General features: G+C 41.7%; 15 protein-coding genes. 3 read left to right on the top strand and 12 right to left on the bottom strand.

Features of this window, described 5'->3' with window-relative positions; translation table 11 throughout:
- The first annotated feature begins 55 nt into the window (after positions 1-55).
- Both ACFSJE_RS06355 and ACFSJE_RS06350 read left to right on the top strand, forming a co-directional pair.
- Entirely contained in the window at positions 56-496 is a 441-nt protein-coding gene (locus tag ACFSJE_RS06355) for a hypothetical protein (protein ID WP_379830151.1), read from the top strand.
- Positions 497-609: 113 nt separating this feature from the next.
- Positions 610-1050: a hypothetical protein gene (locus tag ACFSJE_RS06350; RefSeq protein WP_379830150.1), complete on the top strand. Its 441-nt coding sequence runs from the start codon at positions 610-612 to the stop codon at positions 1048-1050.
- Between the two features lie 172 nt (positions 1051-1222).
- Here ACFSJE_RS06350 and ACFSJE_RS06345 read toward each other — a convergent pair whose 3' ends face one another.
- The 5 genes from ACFSJE_RS06345 to ACFSJE_RS06325 all read right to left on the bottom strand — a co-directional run bounded on the left by ACFSJE_RS06345 (position 1223) and on the right by ACFSJE_RS06325 (position 5990).
- Positions 1223-1897, bottom strand: coding sequence for a head GIN domain-containing protein (locus ACFSJE_RS06345; RefSeq protein ID WP_379830149.1), 675 nt, complete (start codon positions 1895-1897; stop codon positions 1223-1225).
- Between the two features lie 134 nt (positions 1898-2031).
- Positions 2032-3114 (bottom strand): chorismate mutase, encoded by a 1083-nt coding sequence (locus tag ACFSJE_RS06340; RefSeq protein ID WP_379830148.1) that lies wholly within the window; start codon positions 3112-3114, stop codon positions 2032-2034.
- Positions 3115-3122: 8 nt separating this feature from the next.
- Positions 3123-3983, bottom strand: coding sequence for a prephenate dehydrogenase (locus ACFSJE_RS06335; protein ID WP_379830147.1), 861 nt, complete (start codon positions 3981-3983; stop codon positions 3123-3125).
- Positions 3984-4017: 34 nt separating this feature from the next.
- Entirely contained in the window at positions 4018-5163 is a 1146-nt protein-coding gene (locus tag ACFSJE_RS06330; protein WP_379830146.1) for a pyridoxal phosphate-dependent aminotransferase, read from the bottom strand.
- Positions 5160-5990 (bottom strand): prephenate dehydratase, encoded by an 831-nt coding sequence (locus tag ACFSJE_RS06325; protein WP_379830145.1) that lies wholly within the window; start codon positions 5988-5990, stop codon positions 5160-5162. The genes ACFSJE_RS06330 and ACFSJE_RS06325 overlap by 4 nt, the downstream gene beginning before the upstream one ends.
- A gap of 343 nt (positions 5991-6333) precedes the next feature.
- Between ACFSJE_RS06325 and gldA the strand changes: the two genes are divergently transcribed.
- Positions 6334-7227: a gliding motility-associated ABC transporter ATP-binding subunit GldA gene (gene gldA, locus ACFSJE_RS06320; protein ID WP_379830144.1), complete on the top strand. Its 894-nt coding sequence runs from the start codon at positions 6334-6336 to the stop codon at positions 7225-7227.
- Here gldA and ACFSJE_RS06315 read toward each other — a convergent pair.
- From ACFSJE_RS06315 to metH, 7 genes are all read right to left on the bottom strand, one after another.
- On the bottom strand, positions 7224-9551 hold the full coding sequence (locus ACFSJE_RS06315; protein WP_379830143.1) for a TonB-dependent receptor domain-containing protein: 2328 nt from the start codon (positions 9549-9551) through the stop codon (positions 7224-7226). The two genes, gldA and ACFSJE_RS06315, sit on opposite strands and share 4 nt — an antisense overlap.
- A 65-nt stretch (positions 9552-9616) precedes the next feature.
- Positions 9617-10348, bottom strand: coding sequence for a helix-turn-helix domain-containing protein (locus ACFSJE_RS06310; RefSeq protein ID WP_379830142.1), 732 nt, complete (start codon positions 10346-10348; stop codon positions 9617-9619).
- A 31-nt stretch (positions 10349-10379) separates the two neighbouring features.
- Positions 10380-11450 (bottom strand): serine hydrolase domain-containing protein, encoded by a 1071-nt coding sequence (locus ACFSJE_RS06305; protein ID WP_379830141.1) that lies wholly within the window; start codon positions 11448-11450, stop codon positions 10380-10382.
- Between the two features lie 87 nt (positions 11451-11537).
- Positions 11538-12311 carry a head GIN domain-containing protein gene (locus tag ACFSJE_RS06300; protein WP_379830140.1) on the bottom strand — a complete coding sequence of 258 codons (774 nt, stop codon included), beginning with the start codon at positions 12309-12311 and terminating at the stop codon, positions 11538-11540.
- A 26-nt stretch (positions 12312-12337) separates the two neighbouring features.
- The gene (locus ACFSJE_RS06295; protein WP_379830139.1) at positions 12338-13438 is read right to left on the bottom strand and encodes an acyloxyacyl hydrolase; all 1101 of its coding nucleotides are present in this window, start codon (positions 13436-13438) and stop codon (positions 12338-12340) included.
- Positions 13439-13457: 19 nt separating this feature from the next.
- A complete protein-coding gene (gene metF / locus ACFSJE_RS06290; RefSeq protein WP_379830138.1) occupies positions 13458-14411 on the bottom strand; it encodes a methylenetetrahydrofolate reductase [NAD(P)H] in 954 nt (317 codons plus the stop codon).
- Positions 14412-14485: 74 nt separating this feature from the next.
- Complete coding sequence (gene metH / locus ACFSJE_RS06285; RefSeq protein WP_379830137.1) at positions 14486-17182, bottom strand: methionine synthase; 2697 nt, start codon at positions 17180-17182, stop codon at positions 14486-14488.
- Positions 17183-17190: the final 8 nt, after the last annotated feature.

The following is a 17190-nucleotide window of genomic DNA, read 5'->3' as shown; positions in this document are numbered from 1 at the left end:
GCTTTTTGTGCGTATATCTTTGTCTACAGTTTTAACAATCAACAACTTATTTATTATGAAAAAAATCTTTTTTACTGCAGTGATAACCCTAGCTGCTGCATTCAGTATGAATGCCCAACAGTTTAAGGTCATTACCAGTGTGGAATCCATTGTTCCCAACGGACTTGGTAGATCTAGGATCATTAACGCCCTTGAGGAAAAGGATTACAAGGAATTTACGAGCGTACAGACTGAAGATGACAACACTCGAAACAAATCTGACCGAAGCGAGATTCGTGTAAAGAATTTTGAAGAAACCAAATTGTTGAACTTTTACAACCTAGGGGGTATCCGCTTCCAAAACATTGCGGCCAACGATGCTGTGATCACTTCCATGATCAATGACATGATTTCCAATGGATGGGAATTGGCCTTTGTGGTAAGTGGTGTGGAAAGTGAAGGTGGTAAAGGTGATGGACAAGGTATTTTTATTACCCGTTACATTTTCAAGAAATAAGAATACAATATTCATTTATGAAGTCCTTTGAAATTTCAAAGGACTTTTTTTTGTCCTGCATGCAACCCTTTTAAATGTCCTCTTGTCTTTCCAACATAAATCACAAAAAAATCATGAGAAAAACATTATTATCACTGGGTCTTATGCTAGTAATGGGCATAAGCATGAATGCACAGGAATACAAGGTCATTACCAGTGTGGAATCCATTGTTCCCAACGGACTTGGTAGATCTAGGATCATTAACGCCCTTGAGGAAAAGGATTACAAGGAATTTACGAGCGTACAGACCGAAGATGACAACACTCGAAACAAATCTGACCGAAGCGAAATTCGTGTGAAGAATTTTGAAGAAACCAAATTGTTGAACTTTTACAACCTAGGTGGTATTCGTTTCCAAAACATTGCGGCCAACGATGCTGTGATCACTTCCATGATCAATGACATGATTTCCAATGGATGGGAATTGGCCTTTGTGGTAAGTGGTGTGGAAAGTGAAGGTGGTAAAGGTGATGGACAAGGTATTTTTATTACCCGATACATTTTCAAGAAGTAAATACTGAGTCGCAACTTTAGATAAAAAAGGCTGTCTTAAATGTAGTTTTTCGTCAACCTGAACTTGATTCAGGTTCTCATAGTATGTTGTGTATCAATATAATGAGATTCTGAAATAAATTCAGAATGACGTAACTTCAGACGTTAAGACAGTCTTTTTTGTTTTTCAATAATTAGTTCTTCATATATACTCGGCCTCCGGCAAACGTCTTTTTGTGTACACTTTTTGGATTTCCGTAGACGGTAACATCTCCTCCTGCTCTTAGATTGATATCCACCAACTCTGATGCAAAAACATCGGCCTCACCTCCCGCGGATATTTTCACATCGGTATTGGAGGTTCGCAAATCCCTACCATCAAAAACACCACCGGTATTGATGACAATTGATTGATTTTCAGCCAACCCTGATGCTTCCACAATGCCTCCGGTCACCGCTCTTATGTCGGCATGGGCAACATCCATTCCAATCCGGATACGGGCTCCTTCTTGCGCTTTTAGTTCAATCTTGCTTTTTTTGACCAACTCATTGCAGGTAATCTTGGCTCCTTCGTTGCCATCAATGACGTCCAAATCAGTGTAGTATACTTCTATAAAGGTATCCTCACCTTGAAACTTTTTGTCCAACTGCATACGAAGTTTCAAAACCCCATTTTTATTGGTCCAAATAATGTCATCCACATTCCAACCTTTAATGGTGATTCGGTTCTCATCGGATTGGATAAGATTTACCTCAATCAAATCAAAAACCTTGATCTTATCAAAATGGCCCACTTCGGTATCAATCATTCGCTGGGCGAAAAAAACCATGGGCATCAACAACAAACAAAGGGTATATATTTTTCTCATAATAGTGTTATTTACGCCTATAAAGAGCACATTCGTATTCCTTTGTTACAGTTTGGACACAAAAAAAACTGTTTGGAATGCCGAGATCCATTGTTCCCGCTTCCAAACAGCTTTATTTTTTGCTTAGAATTTTACTAAGCGTTGATGATTTTTTCTTGGTGGTTGATGGATTCTTGGTGGATTGCCTTGAACATTTTCAACACAAATTCCTCGCTCAATCCTCGCTGCTCACCTTCCAAGATCATATTGCCCAAAATGGCGTTCCAACGATTGCTTTGAAGCACGGCCACGTTTTTTTGTTTTTTCAACTCACCGATGCCATCAGAAACTTTCATACGTTTTCCCAAAAGGTCGATCAATTGATTGTCCAACACATCAATCTGGGTCCTTAAGTTGGTCAACTTGTTGTTGTATTCAGCTTCTTCGTTTGTTTCTTTTCTAATCTGAAGGTCTTTCATGATCTGCACCAATCTTTCTGGGGTTACTTGCTGGGAAGCATCACTCCATGCGTTATCTGGATCGCAGTGGGTTTCGATCATCAAACCATCAAAATTCAAATCCAAAGCGGTTTGGGATACATCAAAAATCAAATCGCGTCTTCCGGAAATGTGGCTTGGGTCATTAATGATGGGCAGATCAGGAAATTTGGTCTGCAACTCAATGGCCAATTGCCATTCTGGAATGTTTCGGTATTTGGTTTTTTCATAAGTTGAAAATCCTCTGTGGATAACCCCCAACTTTTCGATGTTTGCGGAAGACAGTCGTTCCACAGCTCCAAGCCACAAGGACAAATCTGGGTTTACTGGGTTTTTCACCAAGATAATCTTATCTGTTCCTTCCAAAGCATCGGCAATTTCTTGCACGATGAATGGGCTCACCGTAGAACGGGCACCAATCCACAATAGATCCACATCGTATTCCAGCGCTAAATCTACATGGGCTCTGTTGGCAACCTCCGTAGCTGTTTTAAGCCCGGTTTCTTCCTTTACTTTTTGCAACCACTTTAAACCAATGGCTCCAACCCCCTCAAAATTACCTGGGCGGGTTCTGGGTTTCCAGATTCCTGCGCGGTAGTAGCTCACATCGGTATCCTTTAGTTCGTGGGCTACTTTCAGTACCTGCTCTTCAGTTTCAGCACTGCAAGGCCCTGCTATAACCAATGGATGATCAAGCTTCATGTCATCCAGCCATTTTCTCATTTCCTTACTGTTTTCCATAATACATTCTATTTTTTTGTAAGTGGTATTCCTTTTAATATTTGTTTTATTTTATTGGTATTGCTCATTTCTTGGTGTACGCTCTCAAAATCATTTTCCTCTATCAGCTTTTTGAACGTAATTAGGTTTTGGATGTATTCGTCCAGCGTCTCCACCACATTGTCCTTGTTCTGTTCAAATATGGGTGCCCACATGTCGGGTGAACTCTTTGCCAAACGCACGGTGCTTTCAAAACCACTCCCCGCCATGTCAAAAATATCACGCTCATTTTTTTCTTTTTCAATAACCGTTTTTCCCAACATAAATGAGCTGATGTGTGATAAATGGGAGACATAGGCGATGTGTTTGTCATGCGCTTCTGGATTCATATATCGAATTCGCATTTTCATATCCTGAAAAATGGCCAACGCCCTTTCCTGAAGCTTAAATGCTGTTTTTTCTACTTCGCAGATAATATTGGTCTTGCCATCATACAAACCCTCAATAGCTGCGGAAGGACCTGAAAACTCCGTACCCGCAATAGGGTGGCATGCCATGTAATTTCTCCGCTTTGGGTGATCTTCCACAGATTGACAGATCAAGCTTTTGGTAGATCCTGCATCCACCACCACGGTTTCATCACCGGCGGCATCCAAAATCTTGGGAAGCTCCTGTACCAAGGCATTCACTGGAATGCTCACAAAAACTAAATCGGCCGAAGCCAAAGAACCATAATCCCCTTTGGAATCGATGATACCCAGTTCCATGGCTTCATCAAGGTGCGATTCATTCTTATCCACACCCACAATCTGAGCGTCTGGGTTCAGTCTTTTAACGTCTTTGGCAAAAGAACCTCCAATCAATCCAATACCTATAACAACAATGTTCATAACACCCCTCAGGTCCCCTCACAAGGGGACATTTTTAATTAAATCTTTCTATGGCCTCTTTTATTTTTTCTTCCTTCACACAGAGTGAAAAGCGAATATAGCCTTCACCGTTGCTCCCAAAAATGGTTCCTGGGGCAATGAAAATATCTTTATCGTACAAAATTTGGTCAATGAACTCCTCTGAAGGTGCGGCACCTTCGGGAAGTTTGCACCAAACGAACATACCAACGGCATTTTTATCATACGTACATCCCAATTTATCTACCAGTTGAAACATCAGCTCCCTTCTTTTGGTGTAGACCTTATCCAGTTCTTCAAACCACTCTGGGCCGCTCTGCAAAGCCGCTACGGCTCCTTTTTGAATTCCATAGAACATTCCGGAGTCCATGTTGCTCTTCACCTTAAGTACTGCATTGATGTGTTCCGCATTTCCCAAAACCATTCCAACACGCCATCCGGCCATGTTGAAGGTCTTGCTCAAACTATTCAACTCCAAGGTGCAATCCTTGGCTCCTTCAATGGACAAAATACTGGTGGGGTTGTTGGACAGGACAAAACTATACGGATTGTCATTAACCAATAAAATCTGATGCTTAAGGGCAAAATCAATCAAAGTTTTTAACTGCTCCACTGTTGCCGTAGCTCCGGTGGGCATGTGGGGATAACTCACCCACATCAGTTTTACCTTGGACAAATCTTTTTTGGATAGCTGCTCTAAATCGGGAAACCAGCCATTTTCCAATGTCAAATCATACGTAACCGGCTCAGCTCCGACCAAATTGGTGACAGAAGCATAGGTTGGATACCCCGGATTTGGCAACAATACTTGATCCCCTGGATTCAAAAAAGCCATACTGATGTGCATGATGCCCTCTTTGGATCCCATTAAAGGTAAAATCTCGTTATTGGGATTGACCGACACCCCGAATTTTTGAAGATAGAACTCAGCGATAGCCTCCCTTAATTGTGGCAGGCCTTGATAGCTTTGGTACTGATGGGCTCCGGCATCCAAAATGGAATCCCGCAACGTTTCCAACACTTCGGGTGATGGTGCCAAATCGGGACTCCCAATACCCATATTGATGATGGGCTTCCCTTGGTTCATCAATTCCCTAACTTCCCGCAACTTTTTGGAGAAGTAGTATTCCTGTACGCTATGTAACCTATCGGCTGTGATCATAACAACAATGCATTTTTATATTCGCCAAGAACGGTAAAATCTTCTGACATGATTTCCAACAATGCCTTTGCCTTTGAAAAATGTTCGTAATCATCAAAAGTTACATCCACAAAAAAGGCATATTTCCATGGTGTCTCGATAACTGGAAGTGATTGAATCTTGGTTAGGTTAAGGTTGCAATCGCTCATCACGTTCAATACTGTTGCCAAGCTCCCCCTTTTATGATCTGTGATAAACCGAAGTGAAGCTTTATTGATTTCCTCTTTCGGTAAAACCTTGTTCTGTTTTTTTAAGATGATAAAACGGGTGGCGTTGTTCTTTATCGTCTGTATTTCAGGGGCAATGATATTCAAATCATAGAGATCTGCAGCCATTTTTGGAGCAATTGCACCAATATTAGCCAACTTACCTTCTTTGATGCGTTTGGCAGTTTCAGCGGTATCCATACTTTCCACCAATTTGATGTCTGGATATCCCTTAAAAAACTCCTTACACTGCAACAAGGCCATGGGATGCGAATGTACTTCTTTGATGTCCTCCAAGGTGGTTCCCGGTAACGCCATAAGGTTATGATGAATACTCAAATAATGCTCCCCAATGATATGTATCTTATTATGATACACCAGGTTATAATTAGGAATTATGGAGCCTGCAATGGAGTTTTCAATGGCCATGATCCCCTTGTCCGCGGTACCCGTGAGCAAGTGGTCGATTATGGCATCAAACGAAAGACATTCGAGCAGTTCAATGTCTTCTCCAAAAAAATCACTGGCCACTTGATGGTGGTTGGATCCTTTAATTCCCTGAATGGCTATTTTTAAACCCATAACAAAAAAAAAGCCCCGATTTTTACCGGGACTTTACATGTTTATATACTTTAATCGCATTCAAAACAGTCCCGTACCTCTCTTAAAAAAGAAGTAAAAGTAAAAACCGTTCCAGAAATACGTTCTTGTCATTTGTACACTAATATGCGGCTAAGATAGCTATTCAATCCATAACAAACAGCGGTTGCTAATTTTTTTTTGATTTTTTTTGAAAAATGGAAGTTCACTGCATATAATTTTGATGAACCATCCTTTTTTTAAGAATTCCATTCATTTCACAATTCAATTCTTCAATGTGAATCAAAACTTCTAAAACCGTATTTTTGGTTTCAAATTAAACCGAATGTCCATCACCGTAAGCAACATCACTAAAACCTTTGGCCAGCAAAAAGCACTGGACAATGTCTCTTTTTCCATCAATAAGGGAGAAATTGTTGGCTTTTTAGGCCCCAATGGTGCAGGAAAGTCCACCATGATGCGGATTTTGACCACCTATTACAAAGCAGATGACGGTGATGCCGAAGTGAATGGGTTTGATGTATTGACTGCTGAAACCAACGTCCAGAAAAGCATTGGGTACCTTCCAGAACACAATCCGTTATATCTGGAAATGTATGTAAAGGAATATTTGGCTTTCAATGTCGATGTGTACCAAGTGCCCAAATCCAAAATTGATTCGGTGATCGAGCAAACGGGACTTACTCCAGAAGCGCACAAAAAAATTGGACAGTTATCCAAAGGATATCGCCAACGTGTGGGGTTGGCCGCCGCATTGTTGCACGACCCAGAAGTGTTGATTTTAGACGAACCCACCACGGGTTTGGACCCCAATCAGCTGGTTGAAATCCGTAAACTTATCCGTGAAATTGGGAAAGAGAAAACCATATTGCTTTCTACCCACATTATGAAGGAAGTGGAAGCCGTTTGTGATCGGGTTATCATCATCAACAAAGGAAAATTGGTGGCGGATAAAAAATTGGAAGAGCTACGGGAGTCGGAAGAGCAAATCATTGAGGTGGAGTTTGATTATCGGGTGGAAGAACAACTGCTCAACCAACTACCTAATGTTTCCAGCGTAAAAAATACAGGAGGCTTTGTGTACGAAATCACCTTTGCCACCTCCAAGGATATGCGCCCAGCTGTGTTCGACTTTGCGCATGACAACCAACTGAAAACCCTTCAACTGAGCCGAAAGAGCAAAAACTTGGAGAGTTTGTTTTCAGAATTGACCCATTAGGGATTGATACGGTTTAAATTCTCATCCACGTCCTTATTCTTGAACTTGTTCGCCGAATTTCCTCCAAAACTATATTTTACCGATAGGGCCATTTCCCGTCCATCAGCATAGTAAGTACCATTGGCCATCACCCCATTGATGGAATAACTTTCATCATAATTCATCGCTTTGGAAATATCATTGAAACGCAATGCACATTGCAGTTTTTTGAAAAACGTAGTTGTGACCGAAGCGTTCAATACAATCATTTCATTTCTTTCAATAATGCCCTCTTTTCGTTGGGTAAGTGCATATCCACCAAACGAGACAATGGTATCCTTGGCCACTTTCAACTGCTGATTGGTATAGATATACAGATACGGTTTGGCCTTGGTGAACGCCGCGGAAGAATCCCTTATTTTGTTATAATTGACGCTGACCGAATTGGTGGACGACCAAATTTTATGGGAAAAAGGCACTGTCAATCCGGCATAATAACCAGTTTCCTTGTCCAGATTGTTTTCCGCCAAAAGGGCGACGGTATCATTTTCGGTATACCCTATCATAAAATATCTAGGGTTTTGGTTGATGTGGACCCCTCCAAAAATGGATGTATTCCCCATCTGAAGATTCGTGGTAACCTCATTGGTGACCGTCGGAACCAAATTCACGTTGTTCCCGGCCTCCAAAAACGGGTTGATGAACACCCTCACTGAACTCGTTCGCGAGAAATTGGGCCGATTGATGTTTCGGGCGTAGTTCAGCGAAAGGGTTTTGGTACTGTTAATGGTAAAATTAACGCCAACCTTGGGAAATATTCTAGTGTTCTCTCGCTCGACCAAAGGTTGCGGTTCATTTTTTAGTCGGCCTTCAACCTGATTGTATTCCACTCTAGCACCCAGGTTGAAGTTGAATTTCTTTCCAACCCTCAACTCAGTATTTGCGTAGATGGCATACAAACTTTCTTCATAATCGTAGCTGGTGATTTCATCGTTCAGCGTTTCAGGTTGAATGACCTCACTAAAGGCATCTGCTCGAGCTTCGTTCCAACTTGCTCCAAAATCCAATCGGGAATTTTCGGAAAGGGACTGTTCAAAATCCACACGGGCCGCAAGGGATTCAATTTTATAATCTTGATCTCTGGTTTGGTCAAGTTCAAGTCCTTCGCCATTGTAATTGTTTGAAATATCTGTGTGCAAATTCTGATCAAAGGAAGAATATTGGATTCCCGTAAAAAGATTCAAGTTGTTATTGAGCTTTTTATTGAAGTTGAAATTGGCACTGAAATAATCTCTCCGGTTGTCGTTCTCCGTTTCAGATATGATTTCATTTACCTCACTTCCATTTTGCAGAAAAGTTTCAGTTTCAAAACCAGCATCATCCGTTTGGCGGCGAAAAATGGTGTTGAAGGAAAGGTAGTCATTGTCATTTATAGGATAGTAGAACCCCAAACCGCTATTCATTTGCATCCGCTTATTGTCCGGAATTAGCACCAAATAATCGGAATAAATATTCTGTTCAGGAATGGCAAACGCAAAGGTGTTGCTCTCCCATTGCCCAATGGTGTTGTAATTTAAATTGGCACGAAGGTTCCATTTTCCGTTGGAGTGATTCCCGTTGCTGCTAATATAATTATTGGTGTTTTGTCTAAAAGACAGTGTTTCACCTATGGTTACCGCCGTGCCTTTATCCGTGTTTTTCTTCAACTGAATTAAAATCACCACTCTTCCTTCGGCTTCATATTTTGCTGAAGGATTGTTGATGAGTTCTATGCTTTCAATGGTATCGACAGAAAGTGTGGTGAACTCATCCAGACTGATACGCTGATTCCCCAAATAAATGAGCGGACTCCCTTTGGCTATAACCGAAATGGATTCACGCTCCGGGGATATCTGCACATTGGGAAGTTTTGACAGCACCTCCAAAGGATCGACAAGGGAAGAAAATACTGGATTTTGAACATCAATTTTAAAATTGCCATTCTTGGAAGTTATGGGATTTTTTAAGGCCACTACCTCAACACTTTCCAATTGTGTGACCTGTTCCTTAATTTGCAGGGTCAATTCCAGATTTTCCGTAACGGTGATTTCTTGGGAATACGTTTCATAGCCGAGAGCTGAAACTTCCAACCAATAAGATGACTGGGGAACTTCTTTAAACGCAAAATTGCCATCCACCAAAGTGGTGTACATGACCAAACGTTCCTTATTGGAAGTGTAGAGCACTACATCTCCAATGGAAATTTGCTGGTTGTTGACATCAAATACGTTCCCTTTAATCGAGAACTGGGCTTGGGCATTCCATAGAACACCAAAAGTGAAGAAAATCCAGAATACGTGTTTCAAAGTGATTCGATTTTGAAACAAAGTAAATTCCAGACAGCGTTGTAAGAAAGCGTAAAGGGTCTGAATTAGGTACTAGTACCTGTGCTGATTTCAAAAAGCTCTTGCCGATTCCCTACATTTAGCTTTCCATAAATATTGGTGATGTGACTCTTTACCGTGCTCAAACTTATGTAAAGTTCATTGGCAATTTCCTTGTTGCTCTTGCCCTCCAAAATAAGGTTTCGCACCAAAGTTTCTTGCTTGCTCAATGCCGGAAGAATGGGTTTTCGATGTTTTCGAACTTGATAGGCCATTAGAACTACCAACATCAAGACGAGAGCAATGAGTCCGTAATTCAACCATGTGCTTTGTTGTAGTTGTTGATTAAGGGTTCCTTGGTTCAAATAGGCCATCTTTTCTTCCAAAAAAAGATATTCCGCAGAAGGAATGTCACTTTCCCTGAATTTTTCCAGTAAGGTCACATAATAAGATGGGTTTTCAGAAATATCCCGATTCAACAAGTTTTTTTCATCCAAAACTTTGATGGCCACCAACTTTACTTGTAAAATTTGAAGGGAGTCCCGGGCATATCCAGTCAATTGGAATTCTTTCTCTTTTTGGGACAAGGCTGATGACTGTAATTGTTCCTCAAAATATTTGAACTTCTTCCACTCTTTGGAACTCAACTCGGCATGAATGCTGTCTTGTTCCGAGGTCAAATCATCCAAAGAGAAAATCTTACCGCCAGCATGGACATGGCTTGTCAAGAAAATTGAAAATAGTGCACAAAATAGGGCAAGTGGCTTCAAGAAACTCATTTTGACTAAATTTCCATAAAAATCATGAGGTTCACAAGTGCAATACTGCATCAATTGCCTCATCCAATCGCTGCTGCACTTTTGGATCGGTACAATTGATCAAAATCGATACCATCACTTTCGCTTCGGGATACACAAAAAAATTGGTGTACGCACCCACACTGCTGCCCACATGTCCCACAAAAGACCTTCCTTTTGCATCCTGACTCACCTGAAAACCCAATCCATAAAAAGTTGTGCTTCCGGCAACGGTCTGGGAGGATAATAGTTGGTCATAGGTCTCCTTTTTAAGCAGTTTTTGTTCCAATATGGCTTGCCCTAGCCGAGCAACATCATCACTGGTTGATAAAAACCCTCCGCCCGCTATTTTATAAAAATTGTTCACCGGGAGTGCCTTTTTAAAGCACATACTACGTTTGGTGTAGAACTGTGCGCTGTTCTCGACCGTAGTCGAACTGACCGAAGGGGAAGTTGTACGGTTCATTTCCAAAGCATCAAACACGTTTGCTGCCACATAATCTTCAAAAGGCATTCCACTGGCCTCTTGCATGGCCAAGGAAAGCAGCACAAAATCAAAACTATTATAGAAATATCCTTCTCCAGGCTGAAAAAGGAGTGGGTCATTTTTGAAAATCGCAGTGCTATCCTTAATGGAGAAATTCTGGTTCAGGGCATATTCCTTTCCACGATAGCCCCGAATCCCTGCGGTGTGACTGGCCAGTTGACGAAGCGTAAAATCATATCGTTTTTTGGGATAGTCGGGTACATATTGATAAAAAGAGGCATCCACGTCAACGATTCCATCTTCCATCATTTTGCCCAAAGCCAAGCCAGTGATACATTTGGATATGCTTGCAATTCGAAAAATGGTCCGCTTTGGGTCCACCAAAATCTTCTGTTCCACATCGGCATAACCATATCCTTTTTGAAGAATGATTTCTCCTTTTTTCAAAATAGTGACTGAAAGTCCGGGCACTTGGCCTTCGGCGACAAGGTTATGAAAAATCGCATCAGCTTTTTGGGTGTCCGTAAGTCCTTCTTCCGATTTTACACGGGGAGTTCCTGAAAATAAATGTTTGATATGGGCCAACAATGCACTCAAGGCTGAAGTTTTACTCTTCCGAACATAGTGAGAAATCCAAAAAGAGGAAAGGGAAACCTTCTTTAATTACCCTTCTTGGGTATTTAATTACTCCTGAAAAATCAAGCGACCATTAAAAAGTTCTTCAACATCGACCATCGGTGGTGTATTTACACTGATTACATCTCCCGTACCTCGAATTACACCAGTTAAACTTTGTTGCGGATTGACAAAAACATCATTGGACCCTCTGTGGTTTATGGTAACGTTTTGGGAAATTAGATTTTCTGCTTCCACTCGAGAGTCACCAGCTGCAATAAAAACATTAAAATTTTCTGTTTCTCCCTTAATCTTGAAGTAAGCTATTCCATTTACGGTAATCCTTACTGTAGTGGAATTCAATTCCAAATCAAAGGAACCATCCGTAGTCTCGGTTTCAGGATTCGTAAAACTTTCCGAAATCAAGGTTAAACTGGGATAATTGAGAACTCCATCGCTGGAAATCAACAAACCGGTGCTGCTCCGAATTTCTGAGATATTGGGGGAAGTGACATACACAGTGGTCAGCCCATACTCCCGAACATAATTGCAGTTATTTTCATTTCTGAGAATGAGTCGATTACCTTCTACTTCAACGGAAATATCATTAAAAAGGAATTCGCCCGTTTCAATTTCAACAAGCTGCTCCTCACCTTGTTTCAATACCACGTTGAGATTTTCAAAAACAGTAATGGTACTGAACTCAGGAACAGCAACGGTTTCCCTAACCGTATCTCCAGCATTTTGAAAGCAATCGGGAACATTGTCGCCATTGCAGGAAACAAATATAAAAGCTAAAAGTATCAAAAACACTTCTAAAGTCCCCTCAAGGGGACACTTCACAATTCTTATGTTACATTTTTTACTTTTCATAACCGTATCCCGACTCCAAATTCAACTGCTTCCGCTTTAGCTCCATGCGATTTTAGTGTGATGGCTCCAAAGACCTTATCCCCAAAATAGCGTTTCATTCCAATTCTGTTGTACATGCGGCCTTCAAAGTCAAAAGGATAATAGACATAATATCCCAATTGTGCCACGACACTCATTTTGTTCACAAAAAGTTCATGCCCCACGAATACCCCTACCCTTTTATAGTCGGTATCCTCCGCTACGTCCATTTCAGGGAAAGAGATGGACTGAAACCGAATCAATTCTTTCAGAAAATTGGAAAAGAAAACATCAGTTCCCAATTGAATGGCACTTCTTTTTCCCAAGCGTTTATCGGCATAAGCTGAAACAATGACAAAGCCATGTCGACCCAAATCAATCACATCACTCTCATTGGCCCCACCCCGAAGTACCAAATTATAACGGACAGGCTCCTTTATTTTTTCTTTTGATTCTGGCTTTATAAATTCAGATGTTGTATCAGCGTCAATATTATACGTCAATCCCAAATTGGCAGCAAACGTGTTGGTTGATGTATTCGGCGCCTTAAAATTTGCATTGGAATAATGAATAAATGAAAGTCCAGCATTCAATCCTAAACCCGCTATAATATTTTCCTTATGATAGTTCAACATTAGAACAGTGCTGCTCAAAATATCGCTTCCGTAGGCATTGTTTCTGAAATTATCATCCTTATCATACGGATTGGTGGTATAGGCCAAACCTTGCGCCACCCGCAATTGCACATTTCTTTTTAGGAAATAGAAATTGTAGTGTCCGTAGAGACCAAAGTGTTTTCCAAGGGTAGGATTGTTGGTGTTTTGATACACAAAAGTGTACCCCGTATCAGGATAGCCAAAATCGGACTCCCATTCTTTCTGTCCGAATGTCTTACGGCTAACGCCCAAAATAAGTCCCCCCGGATGATTGGTGATCAGATGGGATATATCTGGATTGTGCAGCAGTATGGAACCGTAGAATTGGCTGGCATCCAGCACATATTTTTTTGGATTATCCTGATTTTGGGAACATCCAAAAGCAAAGCATAAGCAGCATATAAAACAGAAGAGGGGCCTCATGGGGCACTAAAATAGGAAATTAAAACACCTCCTTGGCTATCGCTTTAATGTTATCTGATTTTCCCATGGAATAATAATGTAGAACAGGGACACCAGCTTCCTTCAATTCTTTTGATTGTTGAATGGCCCATTTTATCCCCACTTCACGCACATCTTGATTGGTTTTACAGGCTTCCACCGCATCAATCAAATCCTGAGGAATATCCACTCTAAAGACCTGCGGCAGCAATTGCAAATGTCTTTTCACGGCAATGGGTTTTATTCCGGGAATAATGGGGACATCTATGCCCATTTCACGGGCAGCCTTTACAAAGGCAAAGAATTTCTGGTTATCAAAAAACATTTGGGTCACCACATAATCGGCCCCCAACTCCACTTTTTCCTTCAATCTTTTTAAATCCGATTGTAAAGAAGGAGCTTCCATGTGTTTTTCTGGATAGCCGGCCACACCAATGCAAAAGCTGCTTAACTCATTTGACTCAATGGTATCGTGGAGATATTTGCCCTCATTTATATCCTGAATCTGCTTTACCAGTTCAGTAGCATATTGATGTCCACCTTTGGTGGGGGTAAAATATTTTTCCTCTTTACGGGCATCACCACGCAGAGCCATTACATTTTCAATCTCCAAATATTGGCAGTCCACCAACAAATATTCGGTCTCTTCTTTTGTAAAACCGCCGCAAAGCACATGGGGGACCGTATCCACATCATATTTATGTTTCAATGAGGCACAAATGCCCAAAGTTCCGGGTCTGGTGCGGGTCAGTTTTTTGTCCAACAGCCCATCTTTTTCCTTGTAGATGTATTCTTCCCGCGAGGTGGTCACATCAATAAAAGGAGGCTTGAACTCCATCAAAGGATCAATGTTGTTGTAGAGTTCTTGAATGCTTTTCCCTTTTACGGGCGGCACAATCTCAAAACTGAAAAGCGTTTCTCCGTTTGCTTTTTTTATGTGGTCGGTAATTTTCATTATGTGGTTATCAGTTCACTGTTAATGGTTAATGGTTGATGGGTTTAGGGCAAAAGAGTTATTGGTTATTAAAACTAGTTGCCATCAACTATGTTGGGAGAAAGCCATTTTTGGGCCTCCTCCAGTTTTATGTTCTTTCTTTCAGCAAAATCAGCTACTTGATCTTGCTCTATCTTTCCCAGTCCAAAATACTTGGCTTGTGGATGGGCAAAATAATAGCCACTAACACTCGCTGCGGGCCACATGGCCAAACTATCGGTTAATTGCACGCCTATCTTCTCTTCCACATTCAGCATGTCCCAAATGGTCAATTTTTCCAAGTGGTCTGGGCAAGCTGGGTATCCGGGTGCAGGGCGAATACCTCTATATTTCTCCTCAATCAAAGCGGTGTTATCCAATTTTTCATTCACCGCATAACCCCAATGTTTTGTTCGCACCTCTTTATGTAAATATTCAGCGAGGGCTTCAGCTAAACGGTCGGCCAAGGCTTTAATCATGATGGAGTTGTAATCATCATGCTTCTTTTCAAAATCTGCCGCCAACTCCTGTGTCCCGAATCCCGTACTCACACAAAAACAACCCATGTAATCTTGAATACCTGATTCTTTGGGAGCGATAAAATCGGCCAGTGCAATATTGGGAACTCCATCCCGCTTTTTCAATTGCTGACGAAGCGTTCTAAAAATGAAGGTTTGTTCACCGTTCTCGACTGCGCTCGAACTGACAACTTCTATATCGTCCTCAGCAATTTGATGGGCTGGAAACAATCCGAAAATGGCCTTGCCCTTCAGCAATTTTTCATCCAAAACCGTTTTCAACAACTCTTGGGCATCTTTAAAAAGCTCCGTTGCTTGTTTTCCAACCACGTCATCTGTTAAAATGGCGGGATATTTCCCATGAAGGTCCCAGCTTCTAAAAAATGGAGTCCAGTCAATAAAATCCAATAGCAAATTAAGATCAATATCCTCCCAAACCTGAACACCCAATTGGTTGGGCTTTTTGATGTCCGCTGGGTTCCAATCAATCTGCAATTTGTTTTTGCGAGCTTCTTCCAAGGTTAAATATTCTTTTTGTCTGGTTCGACTCAAGAATTTATCCCGGAAACTATCATAATCCAATTTTATGGATTTCTTGTATTGCACGGAGGTTTCCTCTTGGAGCAAATCACCCACAACGGTCACAGCTCTGGATGCATCGTTCACATGGACTACGGCATTGCTGTATTGGGGATCAATTTTTACGGCAGTATGCGCTTTACTCGTAGTAGCACCTCCAATCAGTAGGGGAACGGTAAAGTTTTGGCGTTCCATCTCCTTGGCCAAAAAGACCATTTCATCCAAAGAAGGTGTTATCAGTCCACTTAATCCGATGATATCCACCTGCTCCTCTTTGGCTTTATTGATGATCTTTTCCGGAGGAACCATCACCCCTAAATCTACAATTTCGTAGTTATTGCAGGCCAAAACCACACTTACAATGTTCTTTCCAATATCGTGAACATCACCCTTAACGGTGGCCATCAAAATTTTTCCGGCTGCTTTGGCATTGGAATCCTTGGATGCTTCGATGTAGGGTGTGAGGTACGCCACGGCTTTTTTCATCACCCTGGCAGATTTCACCACTTGGGGCAAGAACATTTTACCGCTTCCGAAGAGATCACCCACCACATTCATACCAGTCATCAGGTTCCCCTCGATAACCTCCAGCGGTCTTTTGGCTTTTTGCCGGGCTTCCTCAACGTCTTCAACAATATATTGATCAATCCCTTTGACCAAAGCACGGGTTATACGGTCTTGAAGTGGTTCTTCTCGCCATGAAAGGTCCACTTTGCTTTCCTTCTCAGTACCAACCACAGTCTCCGCAAATTCCAACAAACGTTCCGTGGCATCATCCCTCCTATCAAGCAAAACATCTTCCACATATTCCAAAAGGTCTTTGGGAATGTCATCATAGACTTCCAACATGGTTGGGTTTACGATACCCATGTTCATTCCCGCCTGGATCGCGTGGTACAGAAATGCTGAATTGATAGCCTCTCTTACGGGATTGTTCCCCCGGAAAGAGAAGGATACATTACTCACTCCTCCGCTGACACTGCAATAGGGCAGATTTTTGCGGACCCATTGGGCACCCTCGATAAAATCAAGGGCATTGCGCCTGTGTTCCTCCATTCCGGTGGCGACAGGGAAGATATTAAGGTCGAAGATGATGTCCTCCGGAGCGAATTTTACTTCGTTCACCAAAATATCATAGGAGCGCTTGGCGATTTCCTTCCGACGTTCCAAGGTATCTGCTTGACCCACTTCGTCAAAAGCCATTACAATCACCGCAGCGCCATATCGCTTTATCAATTTTGCATGATGGACGAACTCTTCTTTACCTTCCTTTAAACTGATGGAATTCACCACACATTTACCCTGCACCACCTGAAGTCCAGCCTCAATGATTTCCCATTTGGAGCTATCGATCATAATGGGGACACGGGCAATGTCGGGCTCCGAAACTATCAAGTTGAGGAATCTGACCATGGCTTCCTTGCCATCAATAAGGCCATCATCCATATTGATGTCTATAATCTGGGCCCCACCTTCCACTTGCTCACGGGCAATATCCAACGCCTCATCAAATTTTTCTTCTTTAATTAGGCGTAGGAATCGTTTGGAACCGGCCACGTTGGTGCGTTCCCCTACATTGATAAAATTGCTTTCTGGGGTTATCACCAAGGGCTCAAGACCGCTTAGCTTTAGATATCTTTCTTCGTTTTCTTTCATGATACGAC

The sequence above is a fragment of the Flagellimonas iocasae genome, assembly GCF_042682725.1.
GTDB lineage: Bacteria > Bacteroidota > Bacteroidia > Flavobacteriales > Flavobacteriaceae > Flagellimonas > Flagellimonas iocasae.
Note: the sequence above shows the minus strand (reverse complement) of the source record. Positions and strands in the feature narration are given on the sequence as shown.